Below are 19,045 nucleotides of genomic sequence, written 5' to 3'. Positions count from 1 at the left end.
TTTTAATGGCTATGAAAATAACTGCTTTTCTGGTTTTAGCCATCTGTATGCAGGTAAGTGCTAGCACATTTGGCCAAAATATAACTCTCTCTCAAAAAAACGTTTCCTTAATTGAAACGCTTAACAAAATAAAACAACTCTCTGGTTACGATGTACTTTATGGTGATGATATATTGCCAAAAGCCAAAAATGTTAGCCTAAAATTATCAAATGTTACTTTGGATGTGGCACTGGAAGAGATTTTTAAAGGGCAAGCCCTTACATATTCCATTAGCGATAAAACCATTGTAATTAAAAAGAAAGACCCCGGTTTTTTAGACCGGCTGATCAACCAGATCAGTGCTGTTGAAATCAGGGGGAAAGTGGTTGACGAAAAGGACTCGCCGATGAGTAACGTAAGCATTAAGCCTAAAAACGGTGGCCGTGCTGTTTATACGGATAGTGAAGGCGCTTTTGCCATTAACGTGGAAAATGCCGATGCCATACTCATTTTTTCTTATGTAGGTTATGTAACCCGGGAATTACCTGCCCGAAATAATATGGCTGTTACGATGCAGCCAGATGTTTCTAATCTTGAGCAGGTAGTGGTAACCGGATACACACAAAAGAAAGCATCAGAACTTACCGGAAGTGTACAAAGCATCAGCGGAGAAACACTGCGCAACGGGGTATCTACCGTAAATGGGTTGGCTATGTTGAAAGGCGTAGCCGCAGGTTTGTACATTGTAGAACAAGGTGGTAGCGTAGCCAATCGCGGTCAGGTGGTTTTGCGCGGACAAAGCAGTTTTAACGATGCCTCTAATACCAATTACGGACCACTCATCGTAATTGATGGTGTAATTACCAATGCCGCCAATCTTCAGGACATTATTGATCCTCAGGATATTGAGAGTGTAAATATTTTAAGGGATGCGGCTTCTACTGCGATTTACGGCTCGAGGGCGGCGCAAGGAGTAATTGTAGTGGTAACTAAGCGGGGAAGCGTTGGTAAGACCAAAATCAACTTTGGTGCGAATTACGGAAAAGTACAGAACAACCGTGCCATCCGTTTCATGAATACCGCAGAGGCCACTGCACACATCACCAAATACATGCAGGCCTTATATAATGGTACAGCGTCGCTAAGAACAACATATCCAACTTTCGATCAATATTTTAACACGACCCGGATTTTCTCTGACGCGGATTTAGCTGTAAACACCGAATGGGATAACAATGCCTTTTTTACGGATGGCAACCAGAGCGACATCAATCTGTCCATCTCCAGCGGAACAGATAAAACCAAGTTTTATACGGCCTTAAACTGGAATAAGCAGGATGGTACATTATTGGATGATGGTGTAAGCCGTAAATCGATCCGCGTTAATGTAGATCAAAAGATTACCGATAAGCTTACGTTTAGCTTGAACACCAATGCGATATTGGATAATTATACCGCAACCAATAGCGAAAATCAGTACTATCTTTTTCAACCCTGGGTTTCACCCAATTATGCAAATGGTACACTGGCCGATTCTATTTCAAATTATACCTACAGGGCATCAGGTGCACGTTTAACCCAATATTACGATAATCCTTTATATTCTCATGAATACAACACGGTAAAAACGAACCGTTTAAATTTGATGGGGACGGGTATTTTAAAATATGCGGTTACGCCATGGTTATCCCTACAATCGTCAAACACGATTAATTATAACAGCAACAGTGTAAACAGTTACAAAGACCCGAGGACCTATAGAGGAAGATATGACGGTGCGGCTTCCAACAGGATTTTTGTTAACGGGGCATTAACACTTAATGATACCAAGGGCACTTATTTCTTAACCTCAAACCTGGTTAATTTCAATAAAACCTTTGGCGGTCACCAGCTTTCTGCGATTGTTGGTCAGGAATATTCGCGTACACATTCAGAAAATGTGTCGGTATCGGCTTATAACACACCATATCCCGGCGAACGCAATCTGGGTGCATTTTTAACCTATGGCACCTGGATCAATAAACTCACGGGTACACCGGCCATCCCATCTTCTGTCGCTCCTGTTGATAAGGCTTCTTTTTCTGTTTTTAGTGAGGTGAATGATAGCTACAAATCGAAATACTTTGCATCAGCGTCTATCAGGCGAGACGCATCTACCAATTTCGGCCTGAATAACCGTAACGGTACTTTTTATGCGGTAAGCGGCGGTTGGTTAATCAGTGGGGAAGAGTTTATGCAGAGCGCGAAAGCAGTCAGCAATTTAAAATTGAGGGCTTCTTACGGAACCTCAGGAAGGGAAGCAGGAGCAGATTACCTCAATTTTACTACCTATAGCGACGCAGTATTTTACAATACCACAACCACTTCAGGTTCAACAATCAATCGCCTGGGTAATGATAACATTACCTGGGAAACCACCTATACCACCAATTTGGGATTGGACATCGGCTTATTTAAAAGGGTTAACCTAAGCATTGATCTTTATGATAAAGACAGTAAAAACCTGCTCCAAAACGTAGCCCTACCGAGTTATGTGGGCTTTAGTTCGCAATACCGCAATGTTGGGGAGATCAGGAACAAGGGCATTGATTTACAGTTGAATACGGAAAATATCCGCTCAAAAGATTTTAGCTGGACCATGAATTTCAATATCAGTTTTAATAAAAATAAACTGGTTTCTATTAAAGGAGACTCTTTGATTGATGGTTATAGCGGATCGTATTACCGTTATGTTGGCGACGATATTAATACCTTAAAAGCCATAAAATATGTTGGTGTAAACCCGGCAAACGGCAGGCCTCAGTTCGAAAGGATTATGCCTAACGGGCAGATCCAGATTGTAGACAGTATCGCGCTTGTAAAAGCCGATCGTTTACGTGGTTTTCAGGACATCGGTTCCGCAACGCCTAAGTTTTTTGGGGGGTGGACGAATAATTTCCGGTACAAGAATTTCAATCTGAGTTTATTGTTCAATTTCTCTTATGGAAATAAGATCATGAATAATGCCGTGAGGAGCTTTGTTAGTCCGACAGCCTGGCAGGCCGGTTTTAACATACCACAGCCCAATAGTGCCATCCGCTTTTGGCAAGGGCCTGGCGATACCGATGCCAACTATCCAAATTTTTACGATCTGGCTTTTGATCAGCGTGGTGGCATTAACATCAATTCGTCGCTATTGTATGTTGATGCAAGTTACGCCCGTTTGCGTAATGTTCGACTGGGATACGATATACCGGCTACGATTTTAAAGAAAATCCATTTGGGATCCCTTAACATTTATGCCAGCATGGACAATGTATTTGTAATCAAATCTAAAGATTTATTTGCTTCAGATCCTGAAGGAGCAACTATAGGTGGAACATCCAATTCGTACAGCGGTACTGGTATAGCCAGCGGGATGCCCCGACGCTTTGTAGTTGGATTAAACGCCGGATTTTAATTCTTGATTCCATATTAATTTAAGCAAAACACAATGAAAAGAACAATATTTAATATCGGATATATAGGCGCCTTGTTGATCATGATTACTTCATCTGCCTGTAAAAAACAGCTGGATAGCCTTGCTCCACATAATGTAAACTTTGAGGACCAGCAGTTTGCGTCGCCCAATGGTTATACCAAAGCCACCATTGGAAATTATACTACCTTGTATAGCACTTACGAAACGCCCTGGTTCAATATCAGCGAATACCGTGGGAATAATGTAAAGGTTATCGATGTAACATCCACAAGCAGTTCGATCGATCTGCAAAATACGGATGCCTTTAAATACAATAACTCCGAATCGAAAGATTTTGGCCTGTCTGATGCCTTTTGGTTTGCCTCTTACAAAGCACTATTGGGCGTAAATGTAGTGCTGAAAAATGTACCTGCCACCGAAACCAATAACGTGATTTTGCAGGCAAAGGCAGAAAACCTTTTTTTAAGAGCTTTCATCAATTTTAACCTGCTCCGTGTGTATGGTAGGCCATATTATCAGAATCCGTCTTCCAATCTTGGTCTTCCAATCATTACCTCACCGCTTGATCTGAATGCAACACCCCCTTCACGCGCAACCGTACAGGCTTCTTATGACCAGGTTGTTGCAGATTTAAATCAGTCTATCGCTACTTTTAAAACGAAAGGTGTGAATAGTTTTGCTTCTAAATATGCTGCGTTCGCACTGCTTTCGAGGGTATATCTGTATATGAGCGGAACCTTTGATCAGCCCAATGCCAATTATGCGAAGCTATCGGCCCAGGCTGCCGACTCGGTAATTGTAAATGGGGGCTATCGTTTATTGCAGGGCACGGCCTATTCCAGTTATTATACGGCAAGCAATCAGTTAAATACAGAAACCATTTGGGCCATTAATCATGAAGCGAATACTTCAACCCTGCCTATCTTATTGATGCAGCCTCAGGGAACCTATGTAAATTTATACACTACAGGGCAGATTAAACCTTCTCCTGATTTATTGAGTAAACTGGCGCCAAACGATCTGCGGAAAAGCTTTTATTTCACAGATCTTTATCCGGGCAATACCACAGATGTATTAAGTACCGGTAAATACAGTTACCGTTTTTTTAATGGTGTAAACGGTGTATACTATTCATATGCTGCTTTTAATCATTTAAGGTTGGCAGAAGTTTACCTCAACAGGGCAGAGGCAAGGTTAAAAAGTGGGGATGCCAGCGGTGCGCTTGCCGATTTAAATGTGATCCACACCCGTGCAGGATTAACGGCATTGGCAGGCCTGTCAGGACAGGCTTTATCTGATGCTATTTTGTTAGAACGAAGATTGGAACTTGCCTTTGAAGGGCACAACAGCTACGATTATTTCAGAAATGGTTTACCAATGGTGAGGAATTACAGCTCCTTTAATTCAGCGCCACTCACCATTAGTCCAACCGATCCTAAAGTAGTCATGAGAATTTCTCAGCTCGTATTAACAGAAAATCCAAACATCATTCAGAACCAACAATAACATTAATAATATGAAAAGATATATTTTATTTGTAACAGCTGTGTTTGCCGCATTTAGCTTGAAAGCACAGCAACCATTTACCCTTAAGGGTGAGATAAACGGCAAAGAAACCGGAATATTAAAGTTAAGGTATACCCAGCCTGATGGTAAATCGGTACAAGATAGCACCACCATAACAAAAGGGAAATTTGAATTTACAGGTACCCTAACAGAACCTGTAATGGCTTACATTATGGGTGATGTTAAAAGGTTAACCATGGAGGAACCAAATTTTGGTATTTTGTTTTTAGCGCCGGGAGCATTAAAATTAGTGCTTACAGAAGGACAGTTTAAAGCCTTGAAGTTAACAGGTTCAAAACCGCACGACGAATACATGCTTCTGGAGCAAAAGAAAGCACCGATAACCGAAGAAACCAAACCTATTCTGGTTCAACTTCAAAAAGCAAGCGATGCCTATGTACAGGCTAAGAAAGAAAACCGCCCAGATGCCGAATTAGATGTTTTAAGGGAAAAGGCTGCCGAAATCAGAGACCAGCTTGAACCATTTAATTTGAAACGTGATCAGATTGATCTTGATTTTATCAGTCATAACCCTAATTCCTATTATGCGGCTTATCTGCTTAGCTTCAAAATATCTGGTTTAAAACTGGCAGATGCCAAAAAATATTATGAAGCCTTTAGCCCCTCGGTAAAAGCAAGCAGTTATGGTAAAAAGATGCTCAAGGAGGTGCAAAGCCTGCAATCGGGTTCGCCAGGTAGTACAGCGGCAGTTTTTGCAAAAAAAGATATTAACGGACAAGATTTAAGCCTGGCTGATTTTAAAGGAGAGAAATACGTGCTGCTCGATTTTTGGGCGAGCTGGTGTGTGCCTTGCCGTAAAGGTAATCCACATTTACTTTCTTTATACAGCAAATACAAAGATAAAGGTTTAGAAATTATCGGCGTTGCAGATGACGACAGTGCGCAGCAAGCCTGGAAGAGAGCGGTTGAACAAGACAAGATCGGGGTATGGAAACATGTACTTCGTGGTTTAAAACGTACTTCAACAGGCTACGACCGTTCTGAAGATACCAGTGAGGGTTTTGGCATCCACTCACTTCCGACCAAAATTTTGATTGATAAAAACGGGATAATTATCGGGCGCTATGGCGGCGGCGGTGATAGTGATGAAGAAATGGATAAAAAGCTGGCCAGTATTTTTAATTAATCAGAATATAAAATGAATATCATGTTAAAAAAAATAAGCTTGTTACTCTGGTGTAGTGTTTCGGTACTATGGGTATCTGCACAAAGTGGATATACCTTGAATGGCACTGTCCATGGTATAAAAAGTGGAAAAATTTATCTTTCCAGATATAATGAAGAAGATAGAAGCACCACCAATATCGACAGTGCAGATGTTGCAAATGGATCGTTTGTTTTTAAAGGGAAACTGACGAATGCTGAAATGCTGGGTCTGCTGATCAAACCGGGTAACTGGTCGGCCAATTTATTTTTAGAGAATACCACAGTTAATATCAGTATCGACACCATAGGAGCAGATCATTACGACTATACCAAATACGGGCAGGGAAAAGGTGCCCGTTTAAAAAAAGTAATTGTGAAAGGATCTACAAGCCAGGATCAGTTTGATGCCTTAGAGAACAATCCTGCACTTGCAGCAATAAAGTCGGAAAGAGAGGCCTTGGGTAAACAATTTACCGCCGAAAAAAGTGCCGATAAAAAAGAACTGATCAAGGCTGACATTAGCAAACTGAGTGAACAGATTAATGCTGCTCAGTTAAAGCAGATCCAACAATTTATTGATCAGTATCCATCTGCCGTATCAGCTGTATATTCGTTTAGCAATTATTATAGGTTTAATACAACTATGCCTGTAGCGACTTTAAAAGCTATTTTGGACCAATTTAAGGGAGCAGCTAAAACCAGTAACTATTATAAGGCACTTGCAAAACAATTGAAAGATAGGGAAGCACTTTTACCAGGAAATATGGCGCCTGATTTTACATTGTTAAAAAGGGACAGCACTAAAGTATCACTTTCTGATCTGCGCGGAAAATATGTGATGATTGATTTTTGGGCGAGTTGGTGCAAGCCTTGCAGGGAAGCTATTCCGCACTGGAAACAGGTGTATGCGCAATATCACAGTAAGGGTTTTGAAATTTTGAGTGTATCCGACGATAGCAAGTGGAACGACTGGATTAAAGCCATGGATGTAGAACAAATGCCCTGGCTTCAGGTAATAGATGAATTCCCTAAAAAAATGATGCCCGCAAGAGTCGGAAGCTTGTATCAGGTACATTTTATTCCATTTTATGTATTGTTAGATAAAGAAGGGAAAATCGTGGTGTATAGCGACGATGAAAAATTGATCGATGAAAAACTTTCGGCGCTGCTTGGTAGCTGATCAATCAAATAAATCTTCCTGTAATTAACGCCTTTATGGAAAGATTAATGCACACTTTGGGCATTAATCTTCCATTTTTTCATTAAATCGAGTGGCGAACTATTTCCCGTTTTTGGCTTCTGCTGTACTGCGCAAACTAAAATCTGCCAGCTGTACATGCCAGGTTTAAAGCAAATATTATTTAAATTCGTTTAATGGAACCTATTCTCCTTAGCAAGGCCCAGGCTAGAAAAATCATCCTTGAGGCGGCCGGACTTGCCTCTTATGCACCGTTTGGTTTAGGGATCGAAGCTGTTTATCAGCTCATTAACCACCTGGGCTTTGTACAACTGGATACTAATTATGTAGTGGAGCGGGCGCATCACCATGTGATGTTTGCCAGAGTGCCAGACTATGAAATTTCCTGGCTTGCTGAGCTTTGCGAGGATGGACGGATCTTCGAATATTTTACATCTGATGCGGGTTATCTTACGATGCATGATTTTCGTTTTTCGCTTCCCATAAAAGAGGCCTTCAGATTACAAGGCAAAGCGATGAGCAGACCAGAGCTGAACCTGATGCGACAGATTATGGATCAGGTGGAACGGGAGGGGGCCGTAATGGTGGGCGATTTTGAGAACGACAGGATAGAGGCCAGTAGTGGCTGGTGGGACTGGCGGCCTGCAAAGATTGCGCTGGAAAGGCTTTATCTGGAAGGGCAATTAATGATCAGCCGCGACAAAAAATTCCATAAGTCTTATGATCTGCCACTGAACCTCGTGCCGCCGGATACCGATCAGACGATGCCCCCGGCCGAAGAATTTGCCAGGTATATCATCCAAAGGACTTTGGGTGCACTGGGCATCTGTTCGGTTAAGGAAATGGCATGGCGTGGCCGAAGGGTGAAAGGTAACCTGATTAAAAGCGAACTCGAAAAAATGCTACAGGAAGGTCTGGTGAAGTTGATTGACGTAGACGGGATAAAAGGGCCACTGTATATGTTATCCAACCAGGATATTCAGGTTGAAATATCAGATCATGTTTTTATTCTTTCACCCTTTGATATCCTTAACGTTTTCCGCCACCGGTTAAAAGACTTTTTTGGTTTCGATTATCAGATTGAGTGTTTTGTGCCTGCACCGAAACGCCAGTATGGTTATTTCTCCTTACCTGTATTGGCTGGCGATACCTTTATTGCCAGAATGGATGCCAAGGCCGACCGCAAGCAGAAGGTGATGATCGTACATAACCTCCATTTTGAGGAGATCGATATCCATCCAGTGGTTATCCAAAAATTCATCCAGACTTTAAAAGATTTTGTTGAATTCAACCAGTGCCACGACATTGTTTTTAAACGCTCCAATAAAATGGTCTATCTAAACCTGATTAGTCGGGCTTTTTCTGGTTAAATCTATCTATCTTTTTGGAATTTCAATTTGGTTAATACTTGGTAATTTTCACCGGCCCCAGCAAACCAGATTCGCGTAAAGGTGCATTCTTGTCGGGACCAGAAATTGTCCAGGTTTTACGCTTTTCTTTTGGTTGTCCCGCATCAAAAACCAGGCGGTTATGCCAGGTGCTTGTTACCTTCACACTTAATTCATTTTGTCCTTTTCGAATTCCATCCATAAAGTTAACCAGATATGGCGGCGTCCAGAGTCTGGCAATTTCTTTTCCATTTAAAATAACAGTGGCCGCCATGTCTACTTTGCCAAGGTCGATTGTATATGCTGTTTTCAGGGCAACACTGTCGATGTTAAATGTGGTGGTATAGGTAGCGGTACCTGAAAATGCTTTTCCTTCGGGAGAAATGTCCAGGTCCTTCCATGGTTTCAGCTCGGTTAATTGCATCGATGCAGGTGCATTCCAACCCTCTGGGAAAGATAGTTTCCAGGCTCCTGAAATCGGAATATTGGTGCCGGATGCAGAAATTTTCTTTTGGACTACTTGGGGGCTGCTTTCTTCCTTACGGAAAACAATAAAGCAAGAACCAGCTTTTGCAAGATCGAGTTTGACAGTTGAATATCCAGCCTTTTGAATACTTTCAATGGGCCGTGATGTTCCTGTAACCGGATCCCAGAGTTCGGCGTTACCGGTAGCGTGGAAACTAAGCTCGCCCTGATAACCACTGCCTTCTGGAGCCGTGACGAAATACCAATCGGCACCTTCGATGCGGCGGTGAGCCCATAATGCTTCGGTACCTAAAACATCGGCTTTTATTTTTAGTACAGTAAGTGCATCACCTAGTGCTAAGCCTGAAACAACATAACCCTTACCAGTCTTCCGCAAACCTTTTAGCGTTCCGCCCCAGATGTCTTTAACGGCTGCGCTAAAACGTTTCTTTGCAAGATCGCCACCAGAAAGCGTAGCTAAACCAATAGGAGCTTCACCTACAACCGTAGCACCATTGCGGACCAGCAGGCGTATTTTTTCTAACGTTTCGGGCCGCATATACTGCGCATCTGGCAGCCATAACACCCGGTAACGGATGCCTTCCGGGGTAACAATCATTCCATTGTCTACTTTTATTCTGTTGAGCAGTGCATCAGGATTGCAGTAATCGTACTTATATCCGACAGGGAAGGGGGCATTTTGATCCGGTTTATGGTCAATCTCATCACCAAGGTACCAAAGTACATCGGAAACGGGTTTTCCGCGTTCAAGCAGATAGGTGCAGCGTGCCAGATAGGTTGTAAAATCGGGCATATAAGTCCACCAGGTTTGTCCCCTTAAAAAAGGAGTGCCAATTCCTGCGCCAAAAGAGGTTCCGGGAGCTAAAAAAGGGTTTTGCGGATTATGGGTATAGGTATGAAATACATAATGGCTTACGCCCTGCACACTATTGATATTGGCCACCTCTTTAAGCATTTCCAGATGCTCGTCCCAGGTTAGCGCCATGGAAGTAAATGCTTCTGCGGCAACACGGGGTTTACCATACATTCTGGCGGCAGATGCTGTGGGTTTTATCGGTTTAAAGTTCAATGAACCTACAAATCCCGAACTTAGCGGTTGCCAGAATTCGCACATGGGTACATCCGCGTTTTTAAAGTATTCGAGGATATCTCCCGTAACTACATCTCCTGCGGCTGTTTCGTAGGCCACTGAAAGTCCATTGGCTTTTGCAAGTGTCGCCATTCGGCCATAGTAGTTGTTAGTCATCAGGTCATTCAATGTTTTTCGCCAGTCGGTCAAAAACCTGGAGGTTGTTTCATGGTCTTTTATCACGTAGCCAAATAAGGCTGGGAGCCATTTACGGAGCGAATAGCTGGAAATTCGTTTAAATTCTGGTTCCATTTCCTGCGTCCAGCTTTGCGTATGGCATTCCCAGCTGTCGATGAGCATTCCATTCAGAAGTCCTTGAGCAAGGGGGCCATTTGCGCCCGAGAGCCGTCCGATGTAGCCAGCAAAATGTGCATCCGCACCTGATTTGGCTAGTTTGTTTGCTTCCCAGCCGGTTCCTTCAGCAGGGGCGGGGCCATTCTGTTTGCCGGCATTAACATGTCCCAGACGGAGGATTGTCCAGTTTCCTTTCGGTGCCAGCCAGCTCAGTTTGCCATCCTTATCCATGTTTGATGAAATATCAATAATCTGTTCGGGCCTGATGAAAGTTTCGGGCGATTGTTTTGGATGCTCTCCACTGCGCTGGATACTTCTTAAAGTCCAGGCGGCTTCCGATTCCCAGCTGTTTTTTCTCGCCGCAGAGAACAAACGGATCGAGCTGAGGCTCATATTGTATTTGTTGGAAATCGATATGCGGTACTTTTTTACGCCTGCAAGTTCAGAACAGGCCAAAGTAATGGGCTGATCATCCTGCCAGTTAGACTGCGGCATTTCTGCACGGAGGATATCTTTAACCGCTCCATTGGGCAAGATGCCCTGGATGAGGATGTTTACACCAGGTTCGTAAGACTGGCCATGGTTGAAGCGCTGTACGCTGGAAAACTCCAGGCTGCGGACGGCTACCGGATCCGCGAATTCAACCTCCACCCAGTGTGCTTGGCTGGCTCCTACAGGAGACAACCGGATGGGGTCCTTTCCTTGTGCCTGAAAATAGGGATCCCAGGTAAAATCGGTATTGCTTTTTATGGATTTGGGTACCAGTGGTTTCCCGGTATCGCCAACAGGTGTGGGGAAAGCGAGTACGGCCACCTCTTTATAATCTCTCCATTCTTCTGTATTAGGATCGGGTACAGGTAAAACTTGTGTAATGCGTTTTCCACCGGTCACGTCGGTCCGATTCCAGATCAGATTGCGCATGGCATTTGAGGGGCTAATCCACGGTCCACCAGAAGTTGCCCAGCCCGGACAGTTGTTCATCGAAAATCTCAGACCAAGGCGGCGTGCCTCCAGCGCAGTATGTTTAACGGCATCATCCCAGTTTTCACTCAGGCTCGTGATCTGCGGCTGTACTCCAGGCCATGGACCTCCAAACTGACCATGAAACAGTTGTATTCCTGAAAAGCCAGCTTTGGCAATCGCCTCAAGATCAAGGGTAATCCCGTCTTTTGAAACATTGCCGCCAATAAAATGGAACCAGGTTTCAGGATGATAGATTTTCGAGGGGTTTTGAAAAGAAACTTCATCAGTTTTGCCAAAGGGCCGCTGCAGTTCCTGTTGGCTAGGAGTTATGGGCACCTTTGCCAATTGAGCAATGGCAGACAGAGAAGAGAAAGCCAGCAATAGGGCTCCTAGAAACAAATATTTTGGGTATCTGTTATTCAGCATCAGGTTAAATTTGGTTAAAAAAATCAAATTAGCCATTTTTAGGCAAATGGCCATCCTGTACTGTTGTATAAAAATAATTGATCACTTAATCAATACTTCCTACGTCACGCAAACCGGCGAATTAAGTGGTTGTACCACAGGGAGTTTTGAAGTCGATCCTGGTGCCAATTGGTAAAAAGTTTCAAACGTCCAATTCCAGCAAAACTATATATAAATGAAACAAGAGTGTCTTAAAGTACCCGTTTTTCGTTCAAATCAATAAGCACGAAATCAAAAGGCCTGTCTCTGTTTTTAAATGTCGGATTTTCTCTCAGATTATAATGGCAATGACGAGACGGTTGCCTACAGCGGAACATTACCAGCCTCCAGCGGAAATCACTGACGACTGTAGTGGATCAGCAGAATTATAGCTAAACGGGCCATAGGCTGAACGGTGTAGGTGATGCGAGCACCAATACCTCATCTTCTTTTCAGCTTCCTGGTCCACGGCCTATACCTATGATGCCAACGGCAATAAACTGAAAAATCTGGTCGGTGGGACAGTGAGTTTAAATAATGAGTATATTAGCGGTATCCAATACGAGGACGGTGCCCTGAAGTATGTGGCGACAGAGACCGGCAGGGTGAGGCGCATCAGTGCGACCAGCTATAGCTACGAACACACGCTGACAGACCACCCGGGTAACGGAAGGGTGTACTTTGATATCAGCGGGGGAGCGGTAAGAAAGATCCAGGAGACAGATTACTATGCATTCGGGCTTGACATCCAGCGGAACCTGGTAGGTGTTGAGAACAAGTTCCAGTATAATGGCAAGGAGAAACAGGACCAGGAGAAGATGTATGATTACGGGGCAAGATCATATGATCCACTGATCGGGAGATGGACTGGAGTGGATCCACTGGCTGAGCTGAACAGGGGATGTTCGCCATATACATATGGAAAAAACAACCCGATTCGTTTTATCGATCCTGATGGTATGTCGGATGAAGATTTTAACGATAGTGATGAAGAAGACGATTCGTTTGATAAAGATGTTTTTGGAAGGGAACGATGATAACACTGGTGTTTACATCCCTGCTTTTGAGCGAGGGGAGTTGATTGGTCGCGGTTGTCTGTAAATAATGCCATAATCACCTAAACAAATTAAGAGAGAGACGAATGCCAGTCAAGGGGGACACCCGGCCTGGGATGTCGATGGCAATGGCCAACTGTGGATAATAGAAGCTAACCGTTGGTATAGGATGGGTAAGGTCAAAGCAATAAAGATAGCTGCTTCAAGCGTTAATTTAAAAAGTATTAACCCTTCGATAGCAAAAGATTGGGAGGTGAATGAAGTTCATCCTATATCTTTACTTAGAAAGAATTTCTTTAATGACGGCGTTGTCTTTGGTACTCTTGATGTTAGGTATTTGGGTAACAATCAAGTACAAATCCTTTCAAATATGTTTGATTTTGACATTGGCGCAGCTAAGGGGCACCCATGGAAAATTGAATTTTTTAGAAATTTCTACTTGGCTTGGCGAGCAGGTTGCTACGGGCTTTGGAATGGCACCAGGTAACGGAACGCCGTATTTAATTAATTTTTCAGGGGTTGCTACCTTAGGTCAAGGCCCTTAATAATTTAAGAAATGAAAATCTACAACAATTTTATACTTGCGTTTACCAGTTCAGTTTTTCTTATGATCACATCCTGTGCTAACTTAGGAGATAGTTCTATTGATTTAGGCAGCGATTATGTATATCGTGTCGATGGAGACCAACGTTGGATAAGGGCTCGAAATATAATGCAAGATGGGGTATATCCAAACGTTATTGACTACAAATTTAATAACGACTATATTTTAGTGATTCAGGAGCCAACCTTAAAAGGATATAAGCGTTTTTTGGCTCAAGATTTACGCTATAAATACGATTTGATAATTAACAAAACCGATACCTCGAAAAGTGATACTTCCGAAAAAATCTTTTTAAAATCACATTTATGGATAGACAGCGCTATCCATGCAAGAGTGGTAGAAGAAATGAAACCAAACAACCAAGCAAGTTTTGAAAGACTTGATTTAATGGCAGATAGTATAGTCAAGTTTGATACCTATATAAAAGGTGATTTCGTAAGAAAACAAAATTACTGGATTATATTGAAGAAAAAAGGTGTCGTTTTAGGGCCATACTCAAAACTGCAGTATCAAAACCAAAGAAGTAAATTAAATGTGCCTATAGACTTACAATTAGAAGAATAAATAATATTTAATCCTAAATGAATCAACTCGGTTCATCTAAGCTGACATACGTTAGTCCGACCTTAGTAGATAAAGCTGGGTATTATAAAGACTAATGCATCATCTGCTTATAGCTCTATTACTTCAATACTATACAATATCAACAAACCTGTTGGTCAAAGCTTGGGTGTCACTGCAGAATACTTCGGAAACAGAAGGCCAACCGCTTCTACAGTTGGGACCATTTTAACATTCATTTCGAACTTTTTTAAGTTGCAAAAATAATTGGATATTATGATAAGATGTTGGAGCTTTGTTGTTTAAGACGCGTATGCCTTTTGTGCTTTGGTATCCATTAGCAGACGTACAAATACACCATTGCGTAACCACCAGCTCGAATTAACATAGTTATTTGGCGTAGGTGTGCTACTTAGGCTTGGGAAAAAAGCATAAGAATTGCAGCTATCTTCCGGCCAGTAATTATCGGCAACAGACTGTAGCAAACCTGTCTGATAGCCACCTATTTGTAAAATTAAAGAGAGTAATATGAAAAAGATATTGGTGTCGGTTGCATCTCTTCAACGGCGGCGAATGCAGCAACACCTTGATTGAACAAAGGTGTTGAGTTAATATGCCTGATTAATAATCAATTTGCATAAAATAAAAAACGAGACAAACAGCATAAAACTGATTTGTCTCGTGAGGTGCTCCCGACGAGATTCGAACTCATATCGATGGTACCGGAAACCATAATTCTATCCATTGAACTACGGGAGCAAGGCTGCAAATATAGAAAAATCAAAATCATTTCATTAAAAAATCTAGGCTATTTTTCACGGATAAATTCACATTAAAATAAACTTTTAACCGTTGAGCTATCTTTTATGTTAAAAAATGATTAAATCACCAGGTAAACACGGGCCACACAAACTTTCCTCCAGTTTATTTTTAATTTTAAAGGCTGTCGGGCGAATTTTAAAATGGCCACTTCTGGCTTTTTAGGAAATAAAAATGCACCTTTGCGAACCGTTAATAGAGGTTTAGGCATGTAATAAATTAGTTAGTTGTTTATGGAAGAATTGGTTGTGGAAGAGATTCAGGAACTGCTTGAAAAAGAAAATGATAAGGCTTTAAAGCAATATCTCGATCAACTGAATATTTCGGATGTTGAAGAACTGATTGATGAACTTCCACAATATGCAGCTAAATTTATCGAAACCCTATCCCTCAACAGGGCCGTAAACGTTTTCCGCATCCTCGATTTTCCTACCCAGGAGCGCATTATTAAAAAACTTTCTGGCAATAAATTGAATCAGATCATTAAAGATCTGCCTCCTGATGACCGTACTGCACTTTTTAGCGAATTAAAAGGTGATGTGGTAAAAAAAATGATTACGCTTTTACCGCCCGAGGAGCGTAAAGAATCGCTTGCCCTTTTAGGTTATAAAGAAGATAGTATTGGCCGTTTAATGACGCCCGATTATATCGCGGTAAAACCCGAATGGTCTATTACCAGGGTTTTGGCACACATCAGGCGTTATGGAAAAAATTCCGAAACCATCGATGTGGTGTATGTGATCGATAAAGAAGGTGTGTTGTTGGATGATATCAGGATCCGTGAGGTTTTATTGGCCGATCCGGAGGCCATTATCGGCGAACTGACTGATAAACGTTTCATTGCCTTAAAAGCGAACGATCCTCAGGAAGATGCAATCAATATTTTCAGGATGAACAACCGTGTAGCCTTACCGGTAGTAGATGAAAATAACATCCTTCTGGGTATTGTTACCGTTGATGATATTTTGTGGATTGCGAATGAGGAATATACGGAAGATATGCATAAAATCGGGGGTACAGCGGCTTTGGATGAGCCTTATCTCGATACTTCTATTTTTAATCTGGTTAGAAAACGGGTGGGATGGCTTGCTATTCTAATGGTTGGCGAAATGCTAACCGCTACCGCAATGGGCTTTTTTGAAGGCCAGATCCATAAAGCTACTGTATTGGCCTTATTTATTCCGCTGATTATTTCCTGTGGCGGTAATAGCGGTTCTCAGGCCTCTACACTCATCATACAGGCAATGGCCCTCGGCGAAGTAACCATTAAAGATTGGTGGCGCGTAATGAACAGAGAAATCACTTCCGGCTTTCTTTTGGGAGTGTGTTTAGGCCTGATTGGTTTTTTACGCATCTTTGTCTGGCATGTGGCCGTACCAAATGTTTATGGTGAACACTGGATCTTAATTGCTGCTACCATTAGCGTTTCATTGGTTTTTGTAGTGCTCTGGGGCTCTCTAAGCGGATCTATGCTGCCTATTTTGCTTAAAAAACTGGGCGCCGATCCTGCAACATCATCAGCCCCGTTTGTTGCCACCCTTGTTGATGTAACCGGGTTGATTATTTATTTCAGCTTTGCTGTTCTTTTTTTAAAAGGCGTTTTACTTTAAACTTAACTCATGCAAAAGAAAATTACCACACTTTTTACCGATATCGGCGGCGTTTTATTAACCAATGGCTGGGACAGGCATGCAAGGGGAGAAGCTTCTGTGCTTTTTAACCTCGATTCTGTCGACCTCGAAGAACGTCATCACCTTACCTTCGATACTTACGAAGTGGGTAAACTAACGCTTGACGAGTATTTAGAACGTATTGTTTTCTTTGAAGAACGCAGCTTTAGCTATGATGATTTTAAAGAATTTATGTTCAAAAAATCGCTTCCTTATCCAGAAATGATTGAACTGATATGTGAGTTAAAAAAGAAATATAACCTTAAAGTAGCCGTAATCAGCAATGAAGGCAGAGAATTAAACCAATACCGGATCAATACCTTCAAACTGAATGAATTTGTCGATTTCTTTGTATCGTCGAGTTTTGTGCATTTCCGTAAACCAGATGCTGATATTTTTAAAGTAGCCATCGATATTTCACAAAGCGATGTGGAAACAAGTTTATACATCGACGATAGGATGCTTTTTGTACAGGTTGCCGAAGGTTTGGGCTTAAGAGGCATTCATCATACCGATTACGAAGACACCAAAGTGCAGTTAGCCGCGTACGGGTTAAAGGTTTAAGAGAGAAACCGATCTTCTCGACTGAAGGGTAGTCACGAATATTCGGGAGAGAGATCTAACAGGTTTTCGATATAAGCATAACCAAAGTATTTTAATAAGTTAGCAGTAATCGGTTACAGTTTTTGAAAAGCAGTTGCAGAAGCTTCTGTTTAAGTTTCTTCCCGCTTTCTGTTCAAGGCCTGATGAAGAATCAGGCGCTTTCACGGTCAATCGGGTTTAAGTGGCAATGTAGCTGCTATATATTGGACTGGGCGTAAAAAACAATATCATTCCGTGTTTTCTGTGTCTCCGTGGCCAAGATTTGATGTGCAACTGTGCTATTAATTTGTCAACGCTGAATAAACATTTCGTGCCTCCGGGATAAAAAACCTTAAAATAAAAAAGCCACTCTTTCAAGTGGCTATGCTATTCAATTCCCCCCTTGGGGATTTAGTGGTTAAACGTTAAATCTGAAGTGCATGATGTCGCCATCTTCCACTACATAGGTTTTTCCTTCAACGCCCAGTTTACCAGCATCTTTACAAGCATTTTCTGAGCCGAGTGTTACGAAATCGTTATATTTAATTACCTCGGCACGGATAAATCCTTTTTCGAAATCGGTATGGATTACACCAGCTGCCTGTGGAGCGGTAAAACCTTTGGTAATCGTCCAGGCCCTAACTTCCTGTACGCCTGCAGTAAAGTAAGTATAAAGGTTTAATAATTTATAAGCAGCACGGATCAGTTTGTTTACACCCGATTCGGTTAAACCTAAATCCGCTAAAAACTCCTGACGTTCTTCGTAACTATCCAATTCGGCAATTTCCGATTCAATTTTAGCAGAGATTACTAAAACCTCAGCTTTTTCATCAGCAACATTTGCTTTCACTAAATCGACATATTTGTTACCGTTAATTACCGATGCCTCATCAACATTACATACATACATTACCGGTTTTTGGGTAAGTAAGCCTAAATCCTCGATGAAATCAAAATCATCTTGAGCCAAAGCCGCAGTACGGATTGATTTGCCTGATTCTAAATGCGCTTTAACCACTGTTAAAATCTCATAAGTACGTTTGGCATCCTTATCTCCACCCGTTTTAGCCATTTTCTCTACCTTTTGGATACGTTTATCAACAGTATCCAGATCTTTAAGCTGTAGCTCAGTATCGATAATCTCTCTATCACGGATCGGATCAACAGAACCATCAACGTGGATTACATTTCCATCATCAAAGCAACGTAACACGTGGATAATTGCGTTTGTAGCACGGATATTTCCTAAAAACTGATTTCCCAATCCCTCACCCTTTGATGCACCTTTTACCAATCCGGCAATATCTACGATCTCGATTGTATTCGGCTGAACCTTGTTCGGTTTAACCAACTCAGCGAGTTTGGTCAATCGGTCATCAGGTACTGTAATTACGCCAACATTGGGCTCAATAGTGCAAAAGGGAAAGTTTGCTGCTTGCGCCTTTGCATTCGATAAACAGTTAAAAAGAGTCGATTTCCCAACGTTTGGTAAACCAACTATACCACATTGTAATGCCATTATTTATTAGTCTTTAAGTCTTTAGTCTACAGTTTTAGTTGGTCGTGATGTTATATTTCCCCTTATCCATCTTACATTTTCCATCCATCATACCCGCTAAAACCGCGCAAAGATAAGCTTTTAAAACCTTTATTTAAACCCTTGCTCTTGTATCAAATCT

General features: G+C 42.0%; 14 protein-coding genes and 1 tRNA gene. 10 read left to right on the top strand and 5 right to left on the bottom strand.

Going from position 1 to position 19,045, the window contains the following annotated elements; genetic code table 11:
• The first annotated feature begins 11 nt into the window (after nucleotides 1-11).
• The 5 genes from AC04Q1_RS07390 to AC04Q1_RS07370 all read left to right on the top strand — a co-directional run bounded on the left by AC04Q1_RS07390 (nucleotide 12) and on the right by AC04Q1_RS07370 (nucleotide 8,741).
• Nucleotides 12-3,419 (top strand): SusC/RagA family TonB-linked outer membrane protein, encoded by a 3,408-nt coding sequence (locus tag AC04Q1_RS07390; RefSeq protein ID WP_478363269.1) that lies wholly within the window; start codon nucleotides 12-14, stop codon nucleotides 3,417-3,419.
• 33 nt (nucleotides 3,420-3,452) lie between these two features.
• Complete coding sequence (locus tag AC04Q1_RS07385) at nucleotides 3,453-4,946, top strand: RagB/SusD family nutrient uptake outer membrane protein (protein WP_478363267.1); 1,494 nt, start codon at nucleotides 3,453-3,455, stop codon at nucleotides 4,944-4,946.
• Between the two features lie 10 nt (nucleotides 4,947-4,956).
• A complete protein-coding gene (locus AC04Q1_RS07380) occupies nucleotides 4,957-6,153 on the top strand; it encodes a TlpA disulfide reductase family protein (protein ID WP_478363265.1) in 1,197 nt (398 codons plus the stop codon).
• 21 nt (nucleotides 6,154-6,174) lie between these two features.
• Nucleotides 6,175-7,353, top strand: a complete 1,179-nt coding sequence (locus tag AC04Q1_RS07375; RefSeq protein ID WP_478363264.1) for a redoxin domain-containing protein — start codon at nucleotides 6,175-6,177, stop codon at nucleotides 7,351-7,353.
• A gap of 194 nt (nucleotides 7,354-7,547) precedes the next feature.
• A complete protein-coding gene (locus AC04Q1_RS07370) occupies nucleotides 7,548-8,741 on the top strand; it encodes a winged helix-turn-helix domain-containing protein (RefSeq protein ID WP_478363262.1) in 1,194 nt (397 codons plus the stop codon).
• Nucleotides 8,742-8,772: 31 nt separating this feature from the next.
• Here the strand turns inward: AC04Q1_RS07370 and AC04Q1_RS07365 are convergent, their stop codons facing one another.
• Nucleotides 8,773-12,093 carry a glycosyl hydrolase gene (locus AC04Q1_RS07365; protein ID WP_478363260.1) on the bottom strand — a complete coding sequence of 1,107 codons (3,321 nt, stop codon included), beginning with the start codon at nucleotides 12,091-12,093 and terminating at the stop codon, nucleotides 8,773-8,775.
• Between the two features lie 587 nt (nucleotides 12,094-12,680).
• On the opposite strand from AC04Q1_RS07365, the gene AC04Q1_RS07360 reads away from it, so the two are divergent.
• From AC04Q1_RS07360 to AC04Q1_RS07350, 3 genes are all read left to right on the top strand, one after another.
• On the top strand, nucleotides 12,681-13,112 hold the full coding sequence (locus AC04Q1_RS07360; RefSeq protein ID WP_478363258.1) for an RHS repeat domain-containing protein: 432 nt from the start codon (nucleotides 12,681-12,683) through the stop codon (nucleotides 13,110-13,112).
• A gap of 187 nt (nucleotides 13,113-13,299) precedes the next feature.
• A complete protein-coding gene (locus tag AC04Q1_RS07355; RefSeq protein ID WP_478363256.1) occupies nucleotides 13,300-13,617 on the top strand; it encodes a hypothetical protein in 318 nt (105 codons plus the stop codon).
• A 69-nt stretch (nucleotides 13,618-13,686) separates the two neighbouring features.
• Nucleotides 13,687-14,298 (top strand): hypothetical protein, encoded by a 612-nt coding sequence (locus AC04Q1_RS07350; protein ID WP_478363254.1) that lies wholly within the window; start codon nucleotides 13,687-13,689, stop codon nucleotides 14,296-14,298.
• Between the two features lie 299 nt (nucleotides 14,299-14,597).
• Here AC04Q1_RS07350 and AC04Q1_RS07345 read toward each other — a convergent pair whose 3' ends face one another.
• The 3 genes from AC04Q1_RS07345 to AC04Q1_RS07335 all read right to left on the bottom strand — a co-directional run bounded on the left by AC04Q1_RS07345 (nucleotide 14,598) and on the right by AC04Q1_RS07335 (nucleotide 15,325).
• Nucleotides 14,598-14,780: a hypothetical protein gene (locus AC04Q1_RS07345; protein WP_478363252.1), complete on the bottom strand. Its 183-nt coding sequence runs from the start codon at nucleotides 14,778-14,780 to the stop codon at nucleotides 14,598-14,600.
• Nucleotides 14,781-14,982: 202 nt separating this feature from the next.
• A tRNA-Arg gene (locus AC04Q1_RS07340) sits at nucleotides 14,983-15,054 on the bottom strand.
• A 121-nt stretch (nucleotides 15,055-15,175) separates the two neighbouring features.
• Nucleotides 15,176-15,325 carry a hypothetical protein gene (locus tag AC04Q1_RS07335; RefSeq protein ID WP_478363251.1) on the bottom strand — a complete coding sequence of 50 codons (150 nt, stop codon included), beginning with the start codon at nucleotides 15,323-15,325 and terminating at the stop codon, nucleotides 15,176-15,178.
• A gap of 22 nt (nucleotides 15,326-15,347) precedes the next feature.
• Here AC04Q1_RS07335 and mgtE point away from each other — a divergent pair, with 22 nt between their 5' ends.
• On the top strand, nucleotides 15,348-16,724 hold the full coding sequence (gene mgtE / locus AC04Q1_RS07330) for a magnesium transporter (protein WP_478363250.1): 1,377 nt from the start codon (nucleotides 15,348-15,350) through the stop codon (nucleotides 16,722-16,724).
• Nucleotides 16,725-16,733: 9 nt separating this feature from the next.
• Complete coding sequence (locus AC04Q1_RS07325; protein ID WP_478363249.1) at nucleotides 16,734-17,348, top strand: HAD hydrolase-like protein; 615 nt, start codon at nucleotides 16,734-16,736, stop codon at nucleotides 17,346-17,348.
• 436 nt (nucleotides 17,349-17,784) lie between these two features.
• Here AC04Q1_RS07325 and ychF read toward each other — a convergent pair whose 3' ends face one another.
• A complete protein-coding gene (ychF, locus tag AC04Q1_RS07320; protein ID WP_478363247.1) occupies nucleotides 17,785-18,885 on the bottom strand; it encodes a redox-regulated ATPase YchF in 1,101 nt (366 codons plus the stop codon).
• Nucleotides 18,886-19,045: the final 160 nt, after the last annotated feature.

It is taken from the genome of Pedobacter humicola (genome assembly GCF_056490705.1).
Note: the sequence above shows the minus strand (reverse complement) of the source record. Positions and strands in the feature narration are given on the sequence as shown.

What these genes read in the sequence shown, in the direction of transcription:
- AC04Q1_RS07390 (WP_478363269.1), top strand. Translation starts at nt 12, where the DNA reads ATGAAAATAACTGCTTTTCTGGTTTTAGCCATCTGTATGCAGGTAAGT.
- AC04Q1_RS07385 (WP_478363267.1), top strand. Translation starts at nt 3,453, where the DNA reads ATGAAAAGAACAATATTTAATATCGGATATATAGGCGCCTTGTTGATC.
- AC04Q1_RS07380 (WP_478363265.1), top strand. Translation starts at nt 4,957, where the DNA reads ATGAAAAGATATATTTTATTTGTAACAGCTGTGTTTGCCGCATTTAGC.
- AC04Q1_RS07375 (WP_478363264.1), top strand. Translation starts at nt 6,175, where the DNA reads ATGTTAAAAAAAATAAGCTTGTTACTCTGGTGTAGTGTTTCGGTACTA.
- AC04Q1_RS07370 (WP_478363262.1), top strand. Translation starts at nt 7,548, where the DNA reads ATGGAACCTATTCTCCTTAGCAAGGCCCAGGCTAGAAAAATCATCCTT.
- AC04Q1_RS07365 (WP_478363260.1), bottom strand. Translation starts at nt 12,093, where the DNA reads ATGGCTAATTTGATTTTTTTAACCAAATTTAACCTGATGCTGAATAAC.
- AC04Q1_RS07355 (WP_478363256.1), top strand. Translation starts at nt 13,300, where the DNA reads ATGGGTAAGGTCAAAGCAATAAAGATAGCTGCTTCAAGCGTTAATTTA.
- AC04Q1_RS07350 (WP_478363254.1), top strand. Translation starts at nt 13,687, where the DNA reads ATGAAAATCTACAACAATTTTATACTTGCGTTTACCAGTTCAGTTTTT.
- AC04Q1_RS07335 (WP_478363251.1), bottom strand. Translation starts at nt 15,325, where the DNA reads ATGCCTAAACCTCTATTAACGGTTCGCAAAGGTGCATTTTTATTTCCT.
- mgtE (WP_478363250.1), top strand. Translation starts at nt 15,348, where the DNA reads ATGGAAGAATTGGTTGTGGAAGAGATTCAGGAACTGCTTGAAAAAGAA.
- AC04Q1_RS07325 (WP_478363249.1), top strand. Translation starts at nt 16,734, where the DNA reads ATGCAAAAGAAAATTACCACACTTTTTACCGATATCGGCGGCGTTTTA.
- ychF (WP_478363247.1), bottom strand. Translation starts at nt 18,885, where the DNA reads ATGGCATTACAATGTGGTATAGTTGGTTTACCAAACGTTGGGAAATCG.